Raw genomic sequence first — 17,211 nt, forward strand, 5'->3', positions numbered from 1 at the left:
GGCAAGGGGGACCGTAAAGTGCCGCAGCGCAATATGATGACAGACATCGCCCCCTCTTGCACTAATAAAGGATTGGTTTGCCACTACAGGTGGACGGTACCGCTCGGGCTGATCCGTCGACAGGCCTGCGAGGAGGCGCTGTAAACCCGTACCTGGGCGCTACCTTGCGCCATCCATGGCGCAAACCTCCTCTCCGGCCTGTCCCCGGCGCCCTTCGCTTAGGGGCAGTTGCATCCTTTACTGACTAAGACCGGCCTGGAGGCGTGCCAGGGTGGCGTTGGTAATGCCGGGGATGGCCTCGAGCTGCTCGCGTGACAGGCCGCGAAGTGCCTCCACGCTGGTGACCCCGGCCAGCAGCAGGCGTCGTGCGGTCACCGTACCGATACCATCCACCGCCGTCAGCGGTGCCGCGTGGGCGTCGAGGAAGGCGTGCTGCTGGGATTCGCTCAGGCCGTCGCAGGCGCCCTGCTGGTAGAGCATCAGCGCCAGCCCGGCCATGCCCTGGCGGATGCGTGGCAGCGGTGGCAGCTGGATGTCGGGGTGAGCCTCGGCCAGGGCTTCCAGCGCGACAATGTCCTCGAGCGCCTGGCCCAGCAGGGCACGCTTCTCAGTGGCGTCCTGGCCGTCGATGGCCTGGGTAAGGGCGTGTTCGACGCGCTCGGCGCGGGCCTTGAGCTCGAGGGCCAGGGCGTGTCGCTGTTGCTGCTGTTCATCCATGTCATGCGTCCTGTGACGTTGAAGCACCTTACAGACTAGCGTAATTCGCGTAGCCGGTAGGCGAGTTGGTCGGCCACGGCATCCCAGCTCTGGCCCAGCGCGCGTACCAGCGCCGGATAACCGTCGGCATCCAGGACGGTGCTCGCCGAGAACGGCTCCAGGGCGATCACCTCGCCGCGGGCATCACGCAGCTGCCACTCGCCGCGGGCGATGGCCTGGCCGTCGTAGCGGCCCTGGAAGTGGGTGACGTCGAGGCGCAGCTCGTATGCGCCGTCGCGGCGGCCCTCCTCGCCGAGTACCTGGGTGTCCGGCAGGCGCTCGGCGAGCCGCTGGCGCAAGCCGCGCTGCAGCTGGCGCGGCAGGTCCTCGGCCCACAGGTGCTGGCGGGCGCGATTGACGGTGATGTCGTCGAGCTGCATGACGATGCCTTCGGCGTCGAGGTAGTCGGTGACGCGTACCCGTGATACCACCAGCCGCTGGCTGGGCGCTTCGACGCGGCTGGCCTGGCCGAGTTCAGCACCCTCCGGCAGGCTGTAGCGCTGGGCGCTGGTGCCGCCACCGCTGGCGCAGCCGGCCAGCAGGGTGAGTGCCAGCAGCAGTACGGCGATGCCAGGCCAGCGTGGGCCGAACGGGGTCGAGCGGTCGCATGAGCGAAACTGCAGCACGTCGTGATCTCCGTGTTAGGCGGCACGGCCTGGGCCGTGCCGGTGAGCATCATGATGGTCGATCGGACGCGGTTTTGCATCTAGTCCCGCGGTGCCCTGGGTTCCGGGTCGTCGCCGCCACGGCGGTCGAAGATCAGCGCACTGGGCTGCTCGCTGATGGTGCGTGCGGCCGGCTGCAGGTCGCGCATCAGCCGCTCGAGGCGCTGCATGGCGCCGGTCAACTCGCGATAGGCATCTGACTCCGGTGACAGCCCCGAGAGCGTTTCGCGCAGCTCGATCAGGCTGCGGTTGAGGTTGTCCGGCATCTCCCGGGTAGCCGGATCATCGGCAATCGACTGGAAGGTGGCGGTCAGCTCGCGGACTTCATCGAGCATCGCTTCGGACTGCGCCAGATTGCGGTCTAGGCCGCTGAGGATCGGCTCGATCTCGAGGTTGTTGAGCTTGTCGAGGAGGTTGGTGACCTGGGCCTCGATCTGGGCGAACCCGCCGGAGGTGGTGGGGAACACGCGGCGCTCCTCGAAGACTTCGGCGACGTACTCGCCCTCCAGGTCGCGCTGGAAGTTGAGATCGACGAACATCGCCCCGGTGAGCAGGTTACCGTTCTTGAGCGAGGCACGCAGGCCGATGTCGAACAACCGCTCGAATCGCGCCTCCCATTCGTCCAGGTCGAAGCGACCGTCGTCATCGTCATTGGCGATGCGCTGCGGCTCGATGCGCACCAGTACCGGAATGGCAAAGCCCTGACGCCCCTCCGGCTGGGTGGCACTGAAGTTCCACGGCACGCTGGCCACGGTGCCGATGCGCACGCCGCGAAACTCCACCGGCGCGCCGCGCGACAGGCCGCGCACGGTGCCATCGATCAGCATGACGTACTCCAGGTAGCGGTTGAAGCTACCCTGCAGGGCGCTGTCCTCGTCGGGATAGAGGCTGAAGGTGGTGTCGGGCGCGACCCTGGGGCCGAGGGGGACGTCTTCGGGCACGCCGAAGGTCACACCGCCACCCAGCAGCGCTTCGAAGGACTCGACGTTGACGCGCACCCCTTCGGAGTCGAGGCGCAGGTCGATGCCGCTGGCCGACCAGAAGCGGGTGCTCTCGGTAACCAGGACGTCGTAGGGACTCTCGATGAACAGTCGCTGGCGCATCTGACGGTTGTCGGCGTCGAACTCGGTGGCCTCGACGCGGCCCACGGTGTAGCCCTGATAGGTGACCGGGTCGCCGAGCCGCAGTGAGTTGCCGAGTTGGCTGAGCAGGTTGATCCGAATGCCTTCGGCATCCTGGGAGGCGACCGGCGGCTGGTCGAGCACCTCGAACTCGCGCCGCGGCGCGTCGCTGCTGCCCGGCTGCAGCTGGATGTAGGCGCCCGACAGTACGGTGCCCAGGCCGCTGATGCCCTCGCGGCCGATGCGCGGCTTGACCACCCAGAAACGCGTGTCGTCGACCAGCATGCGCTCGGCGTCGGGGCTGATGCGCGCCACGATCTCGGTGCTGCGCAGATCATCCGACAGGCCGACCCGCTCGACCCGGCCGATCTCGACATTGCGGGTCTTGATCAGGGTGCTGCCGGCTTCGATGCCCTCGGCGTTGTCCATCACCAGGGTGATCTGGGTGCCGCGCTGCAGATAGTTGTCATAGGCCAGCCACAGGCCGATCAGCACGGCCACGATGGGCACGATCCAGATCGGCGAGATACGCCGCTGGCGCCGGCGCTTGGCCTTGTGGGGGAGAGCAGCGGGGCGGTCTTCTGACATCAGGCGGTTCCTCGAGCAGTGGGCTCGGTGGTGGCGCGGTGGGGCGGTTGGTCCCAGATCAGGCGCGGATCGAAGGTCATGGCGGCGAGCATGGTGAGTACCACCACCGCGCCGAAGGCAAGCGCGGCGGGGCCTGGGGTGATCGACATCAGCGCGCCGGCGCGGATCAGTGCCACCAGCATGGCGACCACGAAGACGTCGATCATCGACCAGCGGCCAATGAACTCGGTGATTCGGTACAGGGTGGTGCGCGTGGCGTTGCTCAACTCGTCGCTGCGGTTGATCATCAGGCACAGCCAGGCCAGGGCCAGGATTTTGCCCACCGGCACGACCACGCTGGCGACGAAGATCACCGTGGCCACCGGCCAGTCGCCCATCTGCCACAGCTCCACCACGCCGCCGATGATCGTCGACTGGGAGGTGTGGCCCAGGGTGGTGGTGGTCATGATCGGATAGACGTTGGCCGGGACATACATCACCACTGAGGCGGCCAGCAATGCCCAGGTGCGCTGCAGGCTGTGCGGCAGCCGCGCATGAAGCCGCTCGCCGCAGCGTCGGCACTGGCCGTGGCCGTCGGCGGTGAGGCGGTTGACCAGGCCGCAGGTGGGACAGCCGGTGACCCGCTGGGGAGCCGCGGTCTCGCCGGTGCGCACGCCGCGTGGGGCCAGCGGCTCGCCGGCCAGCGAGAACCACATCCAGTCCGAGTCCACCGACTGGGTGGTGTAGAGCAGCAGGATAGCGAAGACGCAGAACGCCCAGAACGCCACGCCGAACTCGATCTGGGCCATGCCGGCGACCTTGATCAGGCTGACCAGGGCGCCAATGATGAAGACGTCGGCCATCATCCATGGATGCAGGTGTGCCAGCGAGCGGGCGATGCCGCGGCTGAACGGCAGCGGTTGGCGGCGCAGTAGCCCGAACTGCAGCCAGATCATGCCGCACAGGTAGACCGCCGGCAGTACGATGATGGTCAGCGCCACGGCGATCGCCACCAGCGGCTGGTGGAAGCCGAGCATGGTGGAGGCCGTCTCGGAGAGTTCGATGCGATTGCCGACGCCGCCGACCTGAAAACTGATGAACGGAAAGCTCACCGCCATCATCAGTGCTAACAGGGCGCTGCAGGCCAGCGCCATGCTGCGCTGGGCAGGGCGGTAGTGCCGCTTGCTGAGGGTGTGGCCGCAGCGTGGGCAGTCGGCTCGCTCACGGGCGCGCAACGGCGGCAACGCCACCACCAGGTCGCATTCATGGCAGGCACGCAGGCGCCGCCGCGTGCGGGGCGGTGGTCCAGGTTCCTGGGTCGTGTCGATGGCGTTGTCGGTCATGGTCAGCGGTACCGTCGGGGGTGAGCCGGCAATCACTGAATTAGTGCCGTGCTGCTCATCCAGTCTGGCATTATGCCGACTGTGACACCACAGTTAAACATTCAATCGTGAATGTTCGATGCAAGTGGTCTGCGGGAATACGAAGAGGACGGCATATGATGACATGGCTGCCAGTAGCGGCGATCGTGGTTGGGCTGGTGATTCTGGTGTGGAGCGCCGAGCGCTTCGTCGACGGCGCGGTCGCGACGTCTCGCCACCTGGGGCTGTCGCCGCTGCTGATCGGCATGCTGGTGATCGGCTTCGGTACCTCGGCCCCGGAGCTGATGGTCTCGGCGCTGGCGTCGCTGGAAGGCAGCCCTGGGCTGGCGCTGGGCAATGCCTATGGCTCCAATATCACCAATATTGGCCTGATCCTCGGGCTGGTGGCGCTGGTCTCGCCGCTGGCAGTGCACTCCCAGGTGCTGCGCCAGGAGCTGCCGGTGCTGGGCGCGGTGACCCTGCTGGCCGCCTGGCAGCTGCGCGATGGGGTGATCAGCGCCACCGAGGCCGCCGTGCTGCTGGTGGTACTGGCGCTGTTCATCGGCTTCAGTATCTGGCGCAGCCGCCAGCGCGGTGGCCGCGAGGATGCCCTGGCCAGCGACACCGCCGACAGCCTCGAACAGCAGTCGATGTCGCTGTCGCGCGGGGTGCTGTGGACCCTGCTGGGGTTGGCGCTGCTGATCGTCAGCTCGCGAATCCTGGTATGGGGTGCGGTGGAGATCGCGGCGGCCTTCGGCGTCAGCGACCTGATCATTGGCCTGACGGTAGTGGCGGTGGGCACCTCGTTGCCCGAGCTCGCCGCGTCGATCAGCGCGCTGCGCCGCCGCGAGCACGATCTGGTGCTCGGCAATGTGGTCGGCTCCAATCTCTTCAATACCCTGGCGGTAGTCGGGCTCGCCGGCGTGATCACGCCCATCGAGGCCGGTCCCGAGGTGTTGGCCCGCGACTGGCTGGCGATGGCCGTGATGACAGGCCTGTTGGCGCTGTTCGCGCTGGGCTGGCGCGGCCGGCCGGGACGTATCAACCGCTATGAGGGGGCAGCGCTGCTGGCCCTGTTCGTCGCCTATACCGGTTACCTGGTAGGCAGCGTACTGGCCCCCTGAGTGTCATCGGCGTGTCGCCAAATTGACACGCAACGGTTGCCTGATTGTCATCCACGCCGCCTAGGGTAGTGCCCCGTAGACTCCACCAAGACGAGGCACTCCCATGGCATTTCCGCATGCACTGTATCGCACCCTACTTAGCACCGGCGCCGCCGGCCTGGTGCTCTGCTCGAGCCTGGCCAGCGCCGACCTGGCAGAACGCTTCAGCGACGCCGATGGCGACATGGTCGCCGATGCGCCCAGCGACGAGTCGCAGTGGGTGGATCCGGATACGCTGGTGTTTGCCTACACACCGGTGGAAGACCCGGCGGTCTACGCTGAGGTGTGGGCCGGCTTCCTTGAGCACATGGAGGAGGTCACCGGCAAGCGGGTGCAGTTCTTCCCGGTGCAGTCCAACTCGGCCCAGCTCGAGGCGATGCGCGCCGGCCGCCTGCACGTGGCGGGCTTCAATACCGGTGGGGTGCCGGTAGCGGTCAACTGCTCCGGCTTCGTGCCCTTCACCATGATGGCCTCCGAGGATGGCTCGTTCGGCTATGAGATGGAGATCATCACCTATCCGGGTAGCGGCATCGAGAGCGTCGAGGATCTCGCCGGTCGCAACCTGGCGTTCACCTCGCCGACGTCCAACTCGGGCTTCCGTGCGCCCTCCGCGCTGCTGCGCTCGGAGTACGGCCTCGAGGCCGATGAGGACTTCGAGGCCGCGTTCTCCGGTAGCCACGACAACTCCATTCTCGGCGTGGTCAACGCCGACTACGATGCCGCCGCTATCGCCAACTCGGTGGGCACGCGCATGATCGCCCGCGGCGTGGTCGACGAGGGCGACTACGACATCATCTACACCTCCGAAACCTTCCCCACTACCGCCTACGGCCACGTCTACAACCTGCACCCCGAGCTGGTCGACAAGGTCACCGAGGCGTTCGAGACCTTCGAATGGGAAGGCAGTGCGCTGCAGGAGGAGTTCGCCAATTCCGGCGAGTCGCAGTTCATCCCCATCACCTACCAGGAGCACTGGGCGGTGATTCGCACCATTGCCGATGCCAACGGCGTGACCTACGACTGCGACTGATCGCTGCCAACGACGTGACGGCCGTGCCGCCGGGGGATGCATATCCCCCGGCGGCACGTCGCGAGGGGAGATACTCAGATGCTTACCTTAAGCGCGGTGACCAAGCGCTATGCCACCGGCGATCTGGCCTTGAACGACATCCACCTGTCGCTGCCACGCGGCCAGGTGATGGCGCTGATCGGCCCCTCGGGGGCCGGCAAGAGCACCCTGATTCGCTGCGTCAATCGGCTGGTCGAGCCCAGCGGTGGCAGCATTCACCTCGAGGATACCGAGCTCACTGGGCTCTCGAGCGGACGCCTGCGCCAGGCCCGTCGGGCCATGGCGATGATCTTCCAGGAGTATGCGCTGGTGGATCGCCTCACGGTGATGGAGAACGTGCTTTCCGGACGGCTCGGCTACGTCGGTTTCTGGCGCAGCTTTCTGCGCCGCTACCCGAAGACCGATGTGATCGAGGCATTTCGACTGCTCGAGCGGGTCGGCCTGGGGCATGCACTGGACAAGCGCGCCGATGCGCTCTCAGGCGGCCAGCGCCAGCGGGTGGGTATCGCCCGCGCCCTGCTGCAGGACCCGCGCCTGCTGCTGGTCGATGAGCCCACCGCAAGCCTCGATCCCAAGACCTCGCGACAGATCATGCGCTTGATCCGCGAGCTGTGTGCGGAGCGCGACCTGGCGGCGATCATCAATATCCACGATGTCAGCCTGGCGCGGCAGTTTGCCGACCGCATCGTCGGGCTGCGTGGCGGCGAGATCGTCTTCGATGGCAAGCCCGGCGAACTCAACGCCGAGATCCTCACGACCATCTACGGCGAAGAGGATTGGAGCAACGAAGAGGGCGAAGAAGACGACGCCGACGATGCCGTGCAGGTAACGCCGGCACCGGCGCTGGCCATGGGGGGCGGGCGATGAGCGCTGCGCGTGAACGGTTGGCCGAGCAGGGCGAGTGGCGGCGGATGCCGCTGATCGGCGATGCGCGGTTGCGCTGGCTGCTGGTGATCGGTGTGGTGCTGTACCTGGTGCTGGCGCTGAGCTCGATCAGCGTCAACTGGGCGCGGGTCGCCGAGGGCATGAGCCGCGGGCTCAATTTCCTGGCCGCCTTCGCTCAGCCGGACTTCATCAGCCGACGCGGCGATATCGTCAACGGCCTGCTGGAAAGCCTGACCATGACCCTCACCTCGACGGTGATCGGCGTCGCGCTGGCGATCCCGGTAGGGCTTGGCGCGGCACGCAATATCTCGCCGCTGCCGGTATACCTGCTGTGCCGCGGCATCATTACCGTGTCGCGCACCTTCCAGGAGGTCATCATCGCCATCCTGTTCGTGGTGATGTTCGGCTTCGGCCCGCTGGCGGGGATGATCACCCTGGCGTTTGCCACCATCGGCTTCATGGCCAAGCTGCTCGCCGAGGACATCGAAGACCTCGACTGGCGCCAGGTCGAGGCGGTGCGCGCAACCGGCGCCAGCTGGCTGCAGACCATGAACCACGCGGTCCAACCGCAAGTGATGCCGCGCCTGATCGGTCTCTCCATGTACCGGCTGGACATCAACTTCCGCGAGTCGGCGGTGATCGGCATCGTCGGTGCCGGTGGCATCGGCGCGACCCTCAATACCTCGATCAGCCGCTACGAGTACGACACCTCGGCGGCGATCCTGCTGATCATCATCGGCATCGTGCTGCTGAGCGAGTATAGCTCCAGCCACGTGCGCCGCTGGACCCAGTGATGCCCTGGCGACGCGCATTGCATCGGCTAATTAAGGAGTAAATAAATGCCTGTTTCGACCAATGAGCAGGGCGAACCGATCTGGCGCCTGCGCACCACCCGCGCTCAGTGGCTGGGCTATCTTGCCTGGCTGGCAGGAATCTCACTGTTCCTGCTGTGCTGGAAGCTGATTTCCGACAACACCATGTGGGTGTTCGTCGAAGACGCCGGCCGCCAGGGAAGCGACCTGATCAGCCGCATGCTGCCGCCGCAGTGGAGCTATGCCCAGCGGCTGTGGCAGCCGATGTGGGATACCCTCAACATCGCCACCCTGGGCACGCTGCTGGGCATCGCCATGGCCTTTCCGGTGGCCTTCCTGGCGGCGCGCAACACCAGCCCGCATCCGCTGGTGCGTAGCGCGGCACTGGTCGTCATCGTCTCCTCGCGTTCGATCAATTCACTGATCTGGGCGATGCTGCTGGTGACCATCCTCGGGCCGGGGGTGCTGGCGGGAATCATCGCCATCGCGCTACGCTCCATCGGCTTCGTCGGCAAGCTGCTCTATGAAGCCATCGAGGAGATCCACCCGACTCCGGTAGAGGCGATCAACGCCACCGGTGCCAGCCGCATGCAGGTGATGAGCTATGCCGTGCTGCCCCAGGTGATGCCCGCCTTTGCCGGGATCAGTGTCTACCGCTGGGACATCAACATCCGCGAGTCGACGGTGCTGGGGCTGGTCGGTGCCGGCGGCATCGGGCTACAGCTCAACTCGGCGATCAATAGTCTGGCGTGGAACCAGGTCAGCGTGATCTTCCTGATGATATTCGTCACGGTGCTGGCCTCGGAGTGGGTATCGGCACGGGTGCGTCGCGCCATCATCTAGGCCAGGCACGAACACTGGCTGTGCTGCCCTGCGGCAACGCGACACACCGTTAGCGAAGAAACCTTCTTTAGTTGTACGCCTCCTATACGTAACATGATCGAGCCGGTGCATTAGGGCACCGGTGACGGGTATTAACGCTGCCAAGCGTCTAGGCTTAGGCTGCAACGCCCCGTAAGTCGCACAGAAATGCGCAACGGCCCGCTGGGCCCGAGTGACAAGACGTGGTGGCGAGCCGCCACCCCTTCGCATCGATCGCGGCGATCACGAGTCAGTGTCTTCGTAGGGAGTATGATGATGGAGCTTGATCCGCTCGTCCTGTCACGCATGCAGTTCGCCTTTGTCGTCTCGTTTCACGCCATCTTTCCGGTCTTCACCATCGGCCTGGCATCCTATATCGCCTTGCTGCATGGCCTGTTCTACAAGACCGAGAACCCCGCCTGGGAGCGCCTGGCGGTGTTCTGGACCAAGGTCTTCGCCGTGGTCTTCGGCATGGGGGTGGTGTCGGGCATCGTGATGTCCTTCCAGTTCGGTACCAACTGGAGCAACTTCTCCCAGGCCGCTGCCAACTTCCTCGGGCCGGTACTCAGCTATGAGGTGGTAACCGCCTTCTTCCTCGAGGCCGCGTTCCTTGGGGTGCTGCTGTTCGGTCGCGGCAAGGTGCCCCAGGGGGTTCACCTGTTCGCCGCGATCATGGTGGCCATCGGTACCTTCATCTCGACGTTCTGGATTCTCTCGGCCAACAGCTGGATGCACACGCCGGCGGGGGTCGAGTTCACCGACAACTCCTTCTACGTGGTGTCGTGGATGGAGGCGATCTTCAATCCGTCATTTCCGTATCGCTTCGGGCATATGGCGCTGGCGTCGTTCATCACCGGCGGGTTTGTGGTCGCCGGGGTCAGCGCCTGGTACCTGCTCCAGGGGCGCGACGTGGAGGCCAACAAGCGCGCGCTGTCGATGTGCCTGTGGCTGCTGCTGTTCCTGACCCCGGCCCAGGCGCTGATGGGCGACTTCCACGGCCTCAACACCCTGGAGTACCAGCCGACCAAGGTGGCGGCGATGGAGGGTAACTGGGAGACCCGCGAGGGGGTGCCGCTGCTGCTGTTCGCGCTGCCTGACCAGGCAGCCCAGGAGAACCGCTTCGAGCTCGGTATTCCGCGCCTGGCCAGCCTGATCCTGACCCACGACCTGGACGGCGAGGTGCCGGGCCTCAACGAGGTAAGTGCCGAGGAGCAGCCGCCGGTGGCGCTGGTATTCTGGGCCTTCCGGGTCATGGTTGGCATCGGCTTGCTGATGATTGCGGTAGCGCTGGCGGGGCTGGTGCTGCGGCGCGGCGGTCGTGTCTATGAGCATCGTGGCTTTCTGCAGCTACTGCGACTGATGAGCGTCACGCCCTTCATCGCGGTGCTGGCGGGCTGGATCGTCACCGAAGCAGGGCGCGCGCCGTGGCTGGTCTACGGCATCATGACCCACGCCGAGGGCCTGACGCCGTCGCTGACCGGCGGCATGGCGCTGTTCACCTTGATCGGCTATGCCGCAGTCTACGGCGTGGTGTTCTATGCCGGGGTCTACTACCTGACTCGAGTGGTGCGCAACGGCATGGTACCCAAGGAGGAAGAGCGGTTGATCGACGAAGTGGAGCGGCCCATGCGCCCGTGGTCGGCGACGCATATTCCCTTCGACGATGATCCCGCACCGGCGGAGAGGAGCTGAGCCATGGAAATGTTCGACCTGTCATTGATCTGGGCGCTGATCATCGGCTTCGGCATCATGATGTACGTGCTCATGGACGGCTTCGATCTGGGCTTGGGGATCCTGTTTCCCTTCGCCCCCGACGAGGACGCCCGCGACGTGATGATGAACTCGGTGGCGCCGGTGTGGGACGGCAACGAGACCTGGCTGGTGCTGGGCGGTGCCGGCCTGCTGGGGGCCTTCCCGCTGGTCTATTCGGTGTTCCTGCCGGCGCTCTATATTGGCGTGTTCCTGATGCTTGCCGGGCTGGTGTTCCGCGGCGTGGCCTTCGAGCTGCGCTTCAAGTCGCGCAAGAATCGTCGCTGGTGGAACCGCGCCTTCTGCTGGGGCTCGTCGGTGGCGGCCTTCGCCCAGGGCGCAGTGGTCGGCACCTACATCCAGGGCTTCGAGACCGAGAATTTCGCCTACGTCGGCGGCGCCTTCGACTGGCTGACGCCGTTCACCGTGCTCACCGGCATCGGCATGATGATCGGCTATGCGCTGCTGGGGACTACCTGGCTGATCCTCAAGTCGGAGGGCTACATCCAGGACTGGGCCTACCGGATCACGCCCCGACTGCTGATTGGCGTGGTGGCGATCTTCTTCGCCATCAGCCTGTGGACGCCGTTCGTCAATCCTGTCGTCTGGCAGCGCTGGTTCGGCAACATCCAGATCATCTGGATACTGCCGGGGCTGGCCACGCTGTGCATGGCGCTGCTGGTGATGTCGATCAGGCAGCGCCGCGAGCTGCTACCGTTCATGTCGACGCTGGGCATCTTCCTGTTCACCTACCTCGGCCTGGTGGTCAGCAAGTGGCCGGTGATCGTGCCGCCCGACTACACCATCTGGGACGCCGCCTCGGCGCCGGAGTCGCAGCTGTTTCTGCTGATCGGGGTGCTGTTCGTGATCCCCATCATCCTGACCTATACCGCCTGGACCTACTGGGTGTTCCGCGGCAAGGTCAAGGTAGGTGAGGGCTATCACTGAGGTCGCCAGCGTGGGGCAGCAAGACTCTGTGTTGACGCCGCGCCGTTGGCTGGGCCGCCTGGCCGCCCGCCAGCGGCGTCTGATTGGCCTGTCGATGGGCGCGGGGCTGTGCGTCGGGCTGGCCACCATCGTGCAGATGGCGCTGATCGCCGGCTGGGTCAGCGCACTGCTGGTGGATGATGCCGAACCGACGTCGCTTGCCGGCCTGGGCGTTGCGCTGATCGTTGTACTGGCGCTGCGGGCGGCGGCCCAATGGGCACAGGAGGTGGCCGGCCAGGAAGCCAGCCTGCGCATTCGCCAGGCGGCGCGCTCCGAGCTGCTGGCGCATATCGAGGCGCTGGGGCCGGTGCGGCTGGGCGGGCGCCACAGTGCCGCCCTGGGCGGTCAGCTGGTGGAGCAGGTCGAGGCGCTGGATGGTTACTTCGCGCGTTTCTTGCCGCAGCTGCGCCTGGCGGTTGCGATCCCCGCGGTCATCGCCGTGCTGGTGCTGTGGCTCGACTGGCTGGCAGCGATCTTCCTGATGCTGGCGGCGCCCATGATCCCGCTGTTCATGGCGCTGGTGGGAATCGGCGCCGAACGCCTCAATCGGCAGCAGTTCGCCGCCGTCAGCCGGCTGGCGGGGCATTTCCTCGACCGCGTGCGCGGCATTACCACCCTGCAGTTGTTCAATCGCGCCGAGCAGGCCAGCGCCGAGGTGCACGCCGCCGCCGACGACTATCGACGCCTGAGCATGCGCACCCTGCGGCTGGCGTTCCTCTCCTCGGCGGTGCTCGAGTTCTTTGCCGCGGTGGCCATCGCGGTCCTGGCGATCTATATCGGCTTCGGCCTGCTCGGCTATATCGACTACGGTCCCTCGCCGCAGCTGACGCTGTTCAGCGGCCTGTTGATCCTGCTGCTGGCGCCGGAATTCTTCCAGCCATTGCGCACCCTGTCGCAGCACTATCACGACCGTGCCGCGGCGCTGGGCGCCGCCGATGCGCTGGTGGCGCTGCTCAATCTGCCGCTGCCGAAAGGCGCCGCCCGGCGCCAGCCAAGCGACGGCCAGTCGGTGGTGTCGCTGGATGGGGTGAGCGTCACCTTTGCCGGTCGCGGGCGAGTGCTGGGGCCGCTGGATCTCACCATCGCGCCCGGCGAGTGCGTCGCCCTGGCAGGCCCCTCCGGGGCCGGCAAGTCGACGCTGCTGCAGCTGATTGCCGGCTTCGTCGACAGCGACACGGGACGGGTGACGGTGCCGGCCGGCGAGGTCGCCTGGATGGATCAGCGGCCGCTGCTGATCCACGGCAGCCTGGCCGATAACCTGCGTCTTGCGGCCCCGGAGGCAAGCGACGCGGATATCGAGAGGGCGCTCGAGCAGGCGGGGCTCGGCGAGCTGCTTGGCGCGCTGCCGGCGGGGATCGACACCGCGCTGGGTGAGCGCGGCGCCGGGCTCTCCGGCGGCCAGGCCCAGCGCCTGGCGCTGGCACGGGTGTTCTTGTCGGGCGCATCGCTGGTACTGCTCGACGAGCCTACCGCGAGCGTCGACGACGACACCCAGACAGCGCTTATCGAGGCGCTCAAGGCGCTGACGGCGGCGGGGCGGACCCTGATCATCGCCACCCACCATCCGGCATTGATGGGAATGGCCGGCCGCGTGGTACGCCTCGAGGACGGCAGGCGCGTCGATGAGGTGATGCCATGAGTCTGCTGGCGAGCGTCTACCGCGAGCTACGCCCCTGGCTCAAGCTGCTCGGTCGGCGCCGCGGGCGGCTGGCGCTGGGCGCACTGCTGATGGCGATCACCGCCTTCGCCGGTATCGGCCTGCTGGCGCTGTCGGGCTGGTTCATCACCGCCACCGCCCTGACCGGCATGCTGCTGGCCGCCGGGGTGGCGGCGAGTCTCGACGTATATGTGCCCGGCGGCGGGATTCGCTTCTTCGCGCTGACCCGCACCGTGGCCCGATATCTCGAGCGAGTCTACAACCACGACAGCGTGCTGCGCCTGCTGGCCGACCTGCGCGGCGGCATGTTCCGGGTGCTGGTGCGGCTCGACGGCCAGGCGCTGTCGAAGCGGCGCGCCAGCGAGTGGTTGAACCGCCTGACCGCCGATATCGATACCCTCGACAGCCTCTACCTGCGCCTTATGGCGCCGCCGCTGGTGGCGCTGCTGGCGATTGCCGGCCTGACGCTGCTGATTGGCGTGTTCCTGCCTTGGGCGGGGGCGCTGGCGGGCGGCTTGCTGCTGGGGCTGTGGGTGCTGCTTACCCTGGGGCAGGCGCGCCTGGGCATGGCGGCGAGCCAGCGTCGGGTTGCCAGCCTGGATCGCTTGCGCAGCCGTGCCATCGAGCATGTCCAGGGGCTCGCCGAGCTCAGCGCCTATACCGGCCTGGCGGCCCACCGTCGGCGCCTGGACGAGCACCAGCAGGCGCTGTATGCCGATCAGCGTCTGCTCGGTCGACGTGCAGCACTCGGCAATGCCCTGGTGGGGCTGGGGGTCGGCGTGACACTGCTGGCGGTACTGTGGCTGGCCAGCCTGGCCTATGCTCGCGGCGTCTTGAGCGGGCCGCTGGTGGTGATGATGCCGCTGGCGGTGCTGGCGCTGGCCGAGACGCTGGGACTGCTGCCCAGCGCCTTCACGCAGCTGGGTGCGACCCGCGCCGCGGCCCGACGCCTCAACGCCCTGGGCGCCGCCCAGGGAGCGATAGACGACCCCAGGCAGCCAGCGCCGCTAGGCTCGACCACGCCTCGCCTCGCGTTCCAGGCTGTGTCGCTGCGCTATCCGGGGGCGCTGCAGCCGGCGCTGGAGCAAGTCTCGCTGGGCCTGGAGGCCGGACAGCGGCTGGCGCTGCTGGGTGCCTCGGGGGCCGGCAAGTCGAGCCTGGCCCAGCTGGCCACACGCCTGATCGACCCCCAGACGGGCCGGGTGACCCTCGATGGCCAGCCGCTGGTGGAACTGGCACTGCACGAGGTGCGCGGCTGCGTCGGGCTGCTGACCCAGCAGGGTGAGCTGTTCGACGACAGCTTGGCCGCCAATCTGCGGCTCGGCGCTCCGCTGGCCAGCGACTCCCAGCTGTGCCAGGCGCTGGCCACGGTCGAGCTGGATGCCTGGGCGGAGCAGGCGCAGGGGCTGGCAACGCGGGTCGGAGAGGGCGGCCAACAGCTGTCGGGTGGCCAGGCCCGGCGCCTGTGCCTGGCGCGGCTGCTGCTGGCCGAGCCGCGCATCGTGATTCTCGACGAGCCCTTCGCCGGGCTCGATGCGGCGCTGGCCGAACGCATCGCCGCGCGCCTCGACCACTGGCTTGCCGGACGCAGCCTGCTGCTGCTCTGCCACCAGCGCGCTGGTCAGCCGCTGGCGGCGCTCGGCGTTGACGACTGGCGGCAACTGGAGAGGGGGAAAATGGCTCTCAGTGAGGGACGCCGGTGAGGAGGTCCTACGCCATGGACGGCGTAGGTAGCGCCCAGGGATGGGTTTATAGCGCCTCCTCATAGGCCTGCCGGCGGATCAGTCCCGAACGATACTGCACTGCTACATGCTTCAATGTGAGATATCCAACGTTGGCACGCGTCGCTACGGGTGGTTTTGCGCAAACGGTCAAAGTGTCGCAGGATGGAGTAAATCCGCGCCGATGCCTGATCAGGAACTCATCATGCAAGACTTCATTACCCGCCTACCCAAGGCCGAACTGCACCTGCATATCGAGGGCTCATTGGAGCCCGAGCTGATGTTTGCCCTCGCCGAACGCAATGGCGTGGCGCTGCCCTACGCAAGCGTCGAGGAGGTGCGTGCGGCCTACCAGTTCGATGACCTGCAGTCGTTCCTGGATCTCTACTACCAGGGCATGAGCGTGCTGCGCACGGCCGAGGATTTCTTCGACCTGGCCATGGACTACTTCCGCCGCGCCAGCGCCGAAGGCGTGGTCCACGTCGAGCTGCACTTCGACCCCCAAGCGCATCTGTCGCGGGGCATCGAACTAGGTGTGGTGATCGAAGGGCTGGCCCGAGCCTGCCGGCTGGCCCGGCGCGAGCTCGACCTGAGCAGCGCCTTGATCATGGCGTTTCTGCGCGACCGCCCGGCGGACGAGGCGATGCAGGTGCTCGAGCGCGCCGCCCCCTACTGGGAAATGCTCGACGCCATCGGACTGGACAGCGCCGAACACGGCCATCCACCGGAGAAATTCGTCGAGGTGTTCGAGCGCGCCCGGGCGCTGGGTATCGCACGGGTTGCCCACGCCGGCGAGGAGGGGCCGCCGGCCTATATCACCCAGGCACTCGACCTGCTCGACGTGTGCCGCATCGATCACGGCGTGCGCTGCCTCGAAGATCCTGCTCTGGTCACACGGCTGCGTGAGTTGCAGATGCCGCTGACGGTCTGCCCGCTCTCCAACGTCAAGCTCAAGGTGGTCGAGCGTATCGACGACCACCCGCTGCCGCAGCTGCTCGAGGCGGGCCTGCTGCTGACCATCAACTCCGATGACCCGGCCTATTTCGGCGGCGGCATGCATGACAACTTCAGCGCCTGCCAGCGTGCCTTCGGTTGGTCCGAGGCGACCCTGGTGGGGCTGGCGCGTAATGCCATCGACGTGGCCTTCATGGACGACGCGCGGCGCGCCGAGCTGCTGGCGCGCCTCGACGCCCTCGCCGTGTAAGTCGCCAGGCGCTATTCGAGATTGCGCATCCACTGCTTGACCAGTCGCCGGTCGCGGCGCCGGGTCAGGCGCTGGGTGTCGAGCTGAGCCGGGGTGATCGAGCAGGCATCGCCATCATCGTCGAGAATGAAGCGGCGTCGTGCGCCCACCGGCTGGTCCTCGGAACCGTAGATGGCGATGACGCGCAGCTCGATGGCCTTGAAGGTCAGCTCGCCGCTGGGGCGATGCCCGTCGAGCTCGATATCGTGGTCCTCGGCAACCCGCTGTATCAGCTCCTTAAAGCTGCCGATATGCAGGTAGCCGCCGGATGACAAGGGCCCCTGGTGGCTACGATATTCGGTTTGACCGTCGTCGTTGGACTGCTGGTAGTCGCTGACATCGAGCAGCAGCGGCTCTTGCGAGGTCTCGATACGTACCACGATATGCTGGATGAAGATCGCCTCGGCGCTCATGTTGCTGATCAGGCAGAGTGAGTCGATGTCCTTGCCCTGGCCGCGGTTGATGATCAACCGCGCACGACGCTGGCGGACATAGCCGTTGTAGAGCAGCTGGGCGTAGAACACCCAGACGAAGAGGGTGAGGACACCGGCGATCGCATTGATCGCCTGGGCGTGATCGCTGATCCATTGCATG

General features: G+C 66.6%; 15 protein-coding genes. 10 read left to right on the plus strand and 5 right to left on the minus strand.

From position 1 onward, the window contains the following. Positions 1–237: 237 nt before the first annotated feature. The 4 genes from QC821_RS10985 to QC821_RS11000 form a co-directional block, all read right to left on the minus strand. Positions 238–717, minus strand: a complete 480-nt coding sequence (locus tag QC821_RS10985; RefSeq protein WP_309721012.1) for a helix-hairpin-helix domain-containing protein — start codon at positions 715–717, stop codon at positions 238–240. Between the two features lie 35 nt (positions 718–752). Next, positions 753–1,382, minus strand: coding sequence for a PqiC family protein (locus QC821_RS10990; RefSeq protein ID WP_309721014.1), 630 nt, complete (start codon positions 1,380–1,382; stop codon positions 753–755). 80 nt (positions 1,383–1,462) lie between these two features. Further along, the gene (pqiB, locus tag QC821_RS10995; RefSeq protein ID WP_309721017.1) at positions 1,463–3,130 is read right to left on the minus strand and encodes an intermembrane transport protein PqiB; all 1,668 of its coding nucleotides are present in this window, start codon (positions 3,128–3,130) and stop codon (positions 1,463–1,465) included. After that, positions 3,130–4,452 carry a PqiA/YebS family transporter subunit gene (locus tag QC821_RS11000; RefSeq protein WP_309721020.1) on the minus strand — a complete coding sequence of 441 codons (1,323 nt, stop codon included), beginning with the start codon at positions 4,450–4,452 and terminating at the stop codon, positions 3,130–3,132. Before QC821_RS11000 ends, pqiB begins: the two co-directional genes overlap by 1 nt. Before the next feature lie 155 nt (positions 4,453–4,607). On the opposite strand from QC821_RS11000, the gene QC821_RS11005 reads away from it, so the two are divergent. The 10 genes from QC821_RS11005 to QC821_RS11050 all read left to right on the plus strand — a co-directional run bounded on the left by QC821_RS11005 (position 4,608) and on the right by QC821_RS11050 (position 16,578). Further along, positions 4,608–5,594, plus strand: coding sequence for a calcium/sodium antiporter (locus QC821_RS11005; protein WP_309721022.1), 987 nt, complete (start codon positions 4,608–4,610; stop codon positions 5,592–5,594). Between the two features lie 103 nt (positions 5,595–5,697). After that, entirely contained in the window at positions 5,698–6,663 is a 966-nt protein-coding gene (gene phnD / locus QC821_RS11010; protein WP_309721026.1) for a phosphate/phosphite/phosphonate ABC transporter substrate-binding protein, read from the plus strand. A gap of 78 nt (positions 6,664–6,741) precedes the next feature. Continuing rightward, positions 6,742–7,569 (plus strand): phosphonate ABC transporter ATP-binding protein, encoded by an 828-nt coding sequence (phnC, locus tag QC821_RS11015; RefSeq protein WP_309721029.1) that lies wholly within the window; start codon positions 6,742–6,744, stop codon positions 7,567–7,569. Next, entirely contained in the window at positions 7,566–8,381 is an 816-nt protein-coding gene (gene phnE / locus QC821_RS11020; RefSeq protein ID WP_309721032.1) for a phosphonate ABC transporter, permease protein PhnE, read from the plus strand. The genes phnC and phnE (QC821_RS11020) overlap by 4 nt, the downstream gene beginning before the upstream one ends. Before the next feature lie 45 nt (positions 8,382–8,426). After that, the gene (gene phnE, locus QC821_RS11025) at positions 8,427–9,242 is read left to right on the plus strand and encodes a phosphonate ABC transporter, permease protein PhnE (protein WP_095619366.1); all 816 of its coding nucleotides are present in this window, start codon (positions 8,427–8,429) and stop codon (positions 9,240–9,242) included. A gap of 294 nt (positions 9,243–9,536) precedes the next feature. Further along, complete coding sequence (locus QC821_RS11030) at positions 9,537–10,952, plus strand: cytochrome ubiquinol oxidase subunit I (RefSeq protein WP_309721037.1); 1,416 nt, start codon at positions 9,537–9,539, stop codon at positions 10,950–10,952. Between the two features lie 3 nt (positions 10,953–10,955). Continuing rightward, positions 10,956–11,957: a cytochrome d ubiquinol oxidase subunit II gene (cydB, locus tag QC821_RS11035; protein ID WP_309721039.1), complete on the plus strand. Its 1,002-nt coding sequence runs from the start codon at positions 10,956–10,958 to the stop codon at positions 11,955–11,957. A 28-nt stretch (positions 11,958–11,985) separates the two neighbouring features. After that, the gene (gene cydD, locus QC821_RS11040; RefSeq protein WP_309721562.1) at positions 11,986–13,635 is read left to right on the plus strand and encodes a thiol reductant ABC exporter subunit CydD; all 1,650 of its coding nucleotides are present in this window, start codon (positions 11,986–11,988) and stop codon (positions 13,633–13,635) included. Beyond that, positions 13,632–15,356, plus strand: coding sequence for a thiol reductant ABC exporter subunit CydC (gene cydC / locus QC821_RS11045; RefSeq protein ID WP_309721042.1), 1,725 nt, complete (start codon positions 13,632–13,634; stop codon positions 15,354–15,356). Before cydD ends, cydC begins: the two co-directional genes overlap by 4 nt. A gap of 223 nt (positions 15,357–15,579) precedes the next feature. Then, the gene (locus QC821_RS11050; protein WP_309721046.1) at positions 15,580–16,578 is read left to right on the plus strand and encodes an adenosine deaminase; all 999 of its coding nucleotides are present in this window, start codon (positions 15,580–15,582) and stop codon (positions 16,576–16,578) included. Between the two features lie 11 nt (positions 16,579–16,589). Here the strand turns inward: QC821_RS11050 and QC821_RS11055 are convergent, their stop codons facing one another. Further along, positions 16,590–17,210, minus strand: a complete 621-nt coding sequence (locus QC821_RS11055; RefSeq protein ID WP_309721050.1) for a hypothetical protein — start codon at positions 17,208–17,210, stop codon at positions 16,590–16,592. Between the last annotated feature and the right edge of the window lies 1 nt (position 17,211).

This window comes from Franzmannia qiaohouensis, from assembly GCF_031451695.1.
In the GTDB taxonomy this organism is placed as follows: Bacteria; Pseudomonadota; Gammaproteobacteria; order Pseudomonadales; family Halomonadaceae; genus Franzmannia; species Franzmannia qiaohouensis.

Bases quoted from the DNA above. Each gene is read 5' to 3' on its own strand.
- QC821_RS10985 (WP_309721012.1), bottom strand. From the start codon at position 717: ATGGATGAACAGCAGCAACAGCGACACGCCCTGGCCCTCGAGCTCAAG.
- pqiB (WP_309721017.1), bottom strand. From the start codon at position 3,130: ATGTCAGAAGACCGCCCCGCTGCTCTCCCCCACAAGGCCAAGCGCCGG.
- QC821_RS11000 (WP_309721020.1), bottom strand. From the start codon at position 4,452: ATGACCGACAACGCCATCGACACGACCCAGGAACCTGGACCACCGCCC.
- QC821_RS11005 (WP_309721022.1), top strand. From the start codon at position 4,608: ATGATGACATGGCTGCCAGTAGCGGCGATCGTGGTTGGGCTGGTGATT.
- phnD (WP_309721026.1), top strand. From the start codon at position 5,698: ATGGCATTTCCGCATGCACTGTATCGCACCCTACTTAGCACCGGCGCC.
- phnC (WP_309721029.1), top strand. From the start codon at position 6,742: ATGCTTACCTTAAGCGCGGTGACCAAGCGCTATGCCACCGGCGATCTG.
- phnE (WP_309721032.1), top strand. From the start codon at position 7,566: ATGAGCGCTGCGCGTGAACGGTTGGCCGAGCAGGGCGAGTGGCGGCGG.
- phnE (WP_095619366.1), top strand. From the start codon at position 8,427: ATGCCTGTTTCGACCAATGAGCAGGGCGAACCGATCTGGCGCCTGCGC.
- QC821_RS11030 (WP_309721037.1), top strand. From the start codon at position 9,537: ATGGAGCTTGATCCGCTCGTCCTGTCACGCATGCAGTTCGCCTTTGTC.
- cydB (WP_309721039.1), top strand. From the start codon at position 10,956: ATGGAAATGTTCGACCTGTCATTGATCTGGGCGCTGATCATCGGCTTC.
- cydC (WP_309721042.1), top strand. From the start codon at position 13,632: ATGAGTCTGCTGGCGAGCGTCTACCGCGAGCTACGCCCCTGGCTCAAG.
- QC821_RS11050 (WP_309721046.1), top strand. From the start codon at position 15,580: ATGCAAGACTTCATTACCCGCCTACCCAAGGCCGAACTGCACCTGCAT.
- QC821_RS11055 (WP_309721050.1), bottom strand. From the start codon at position 17,210: ATGCAATGGATCAGCGATCACGCCCAGGCGATCAATGCGATCGCCGGT.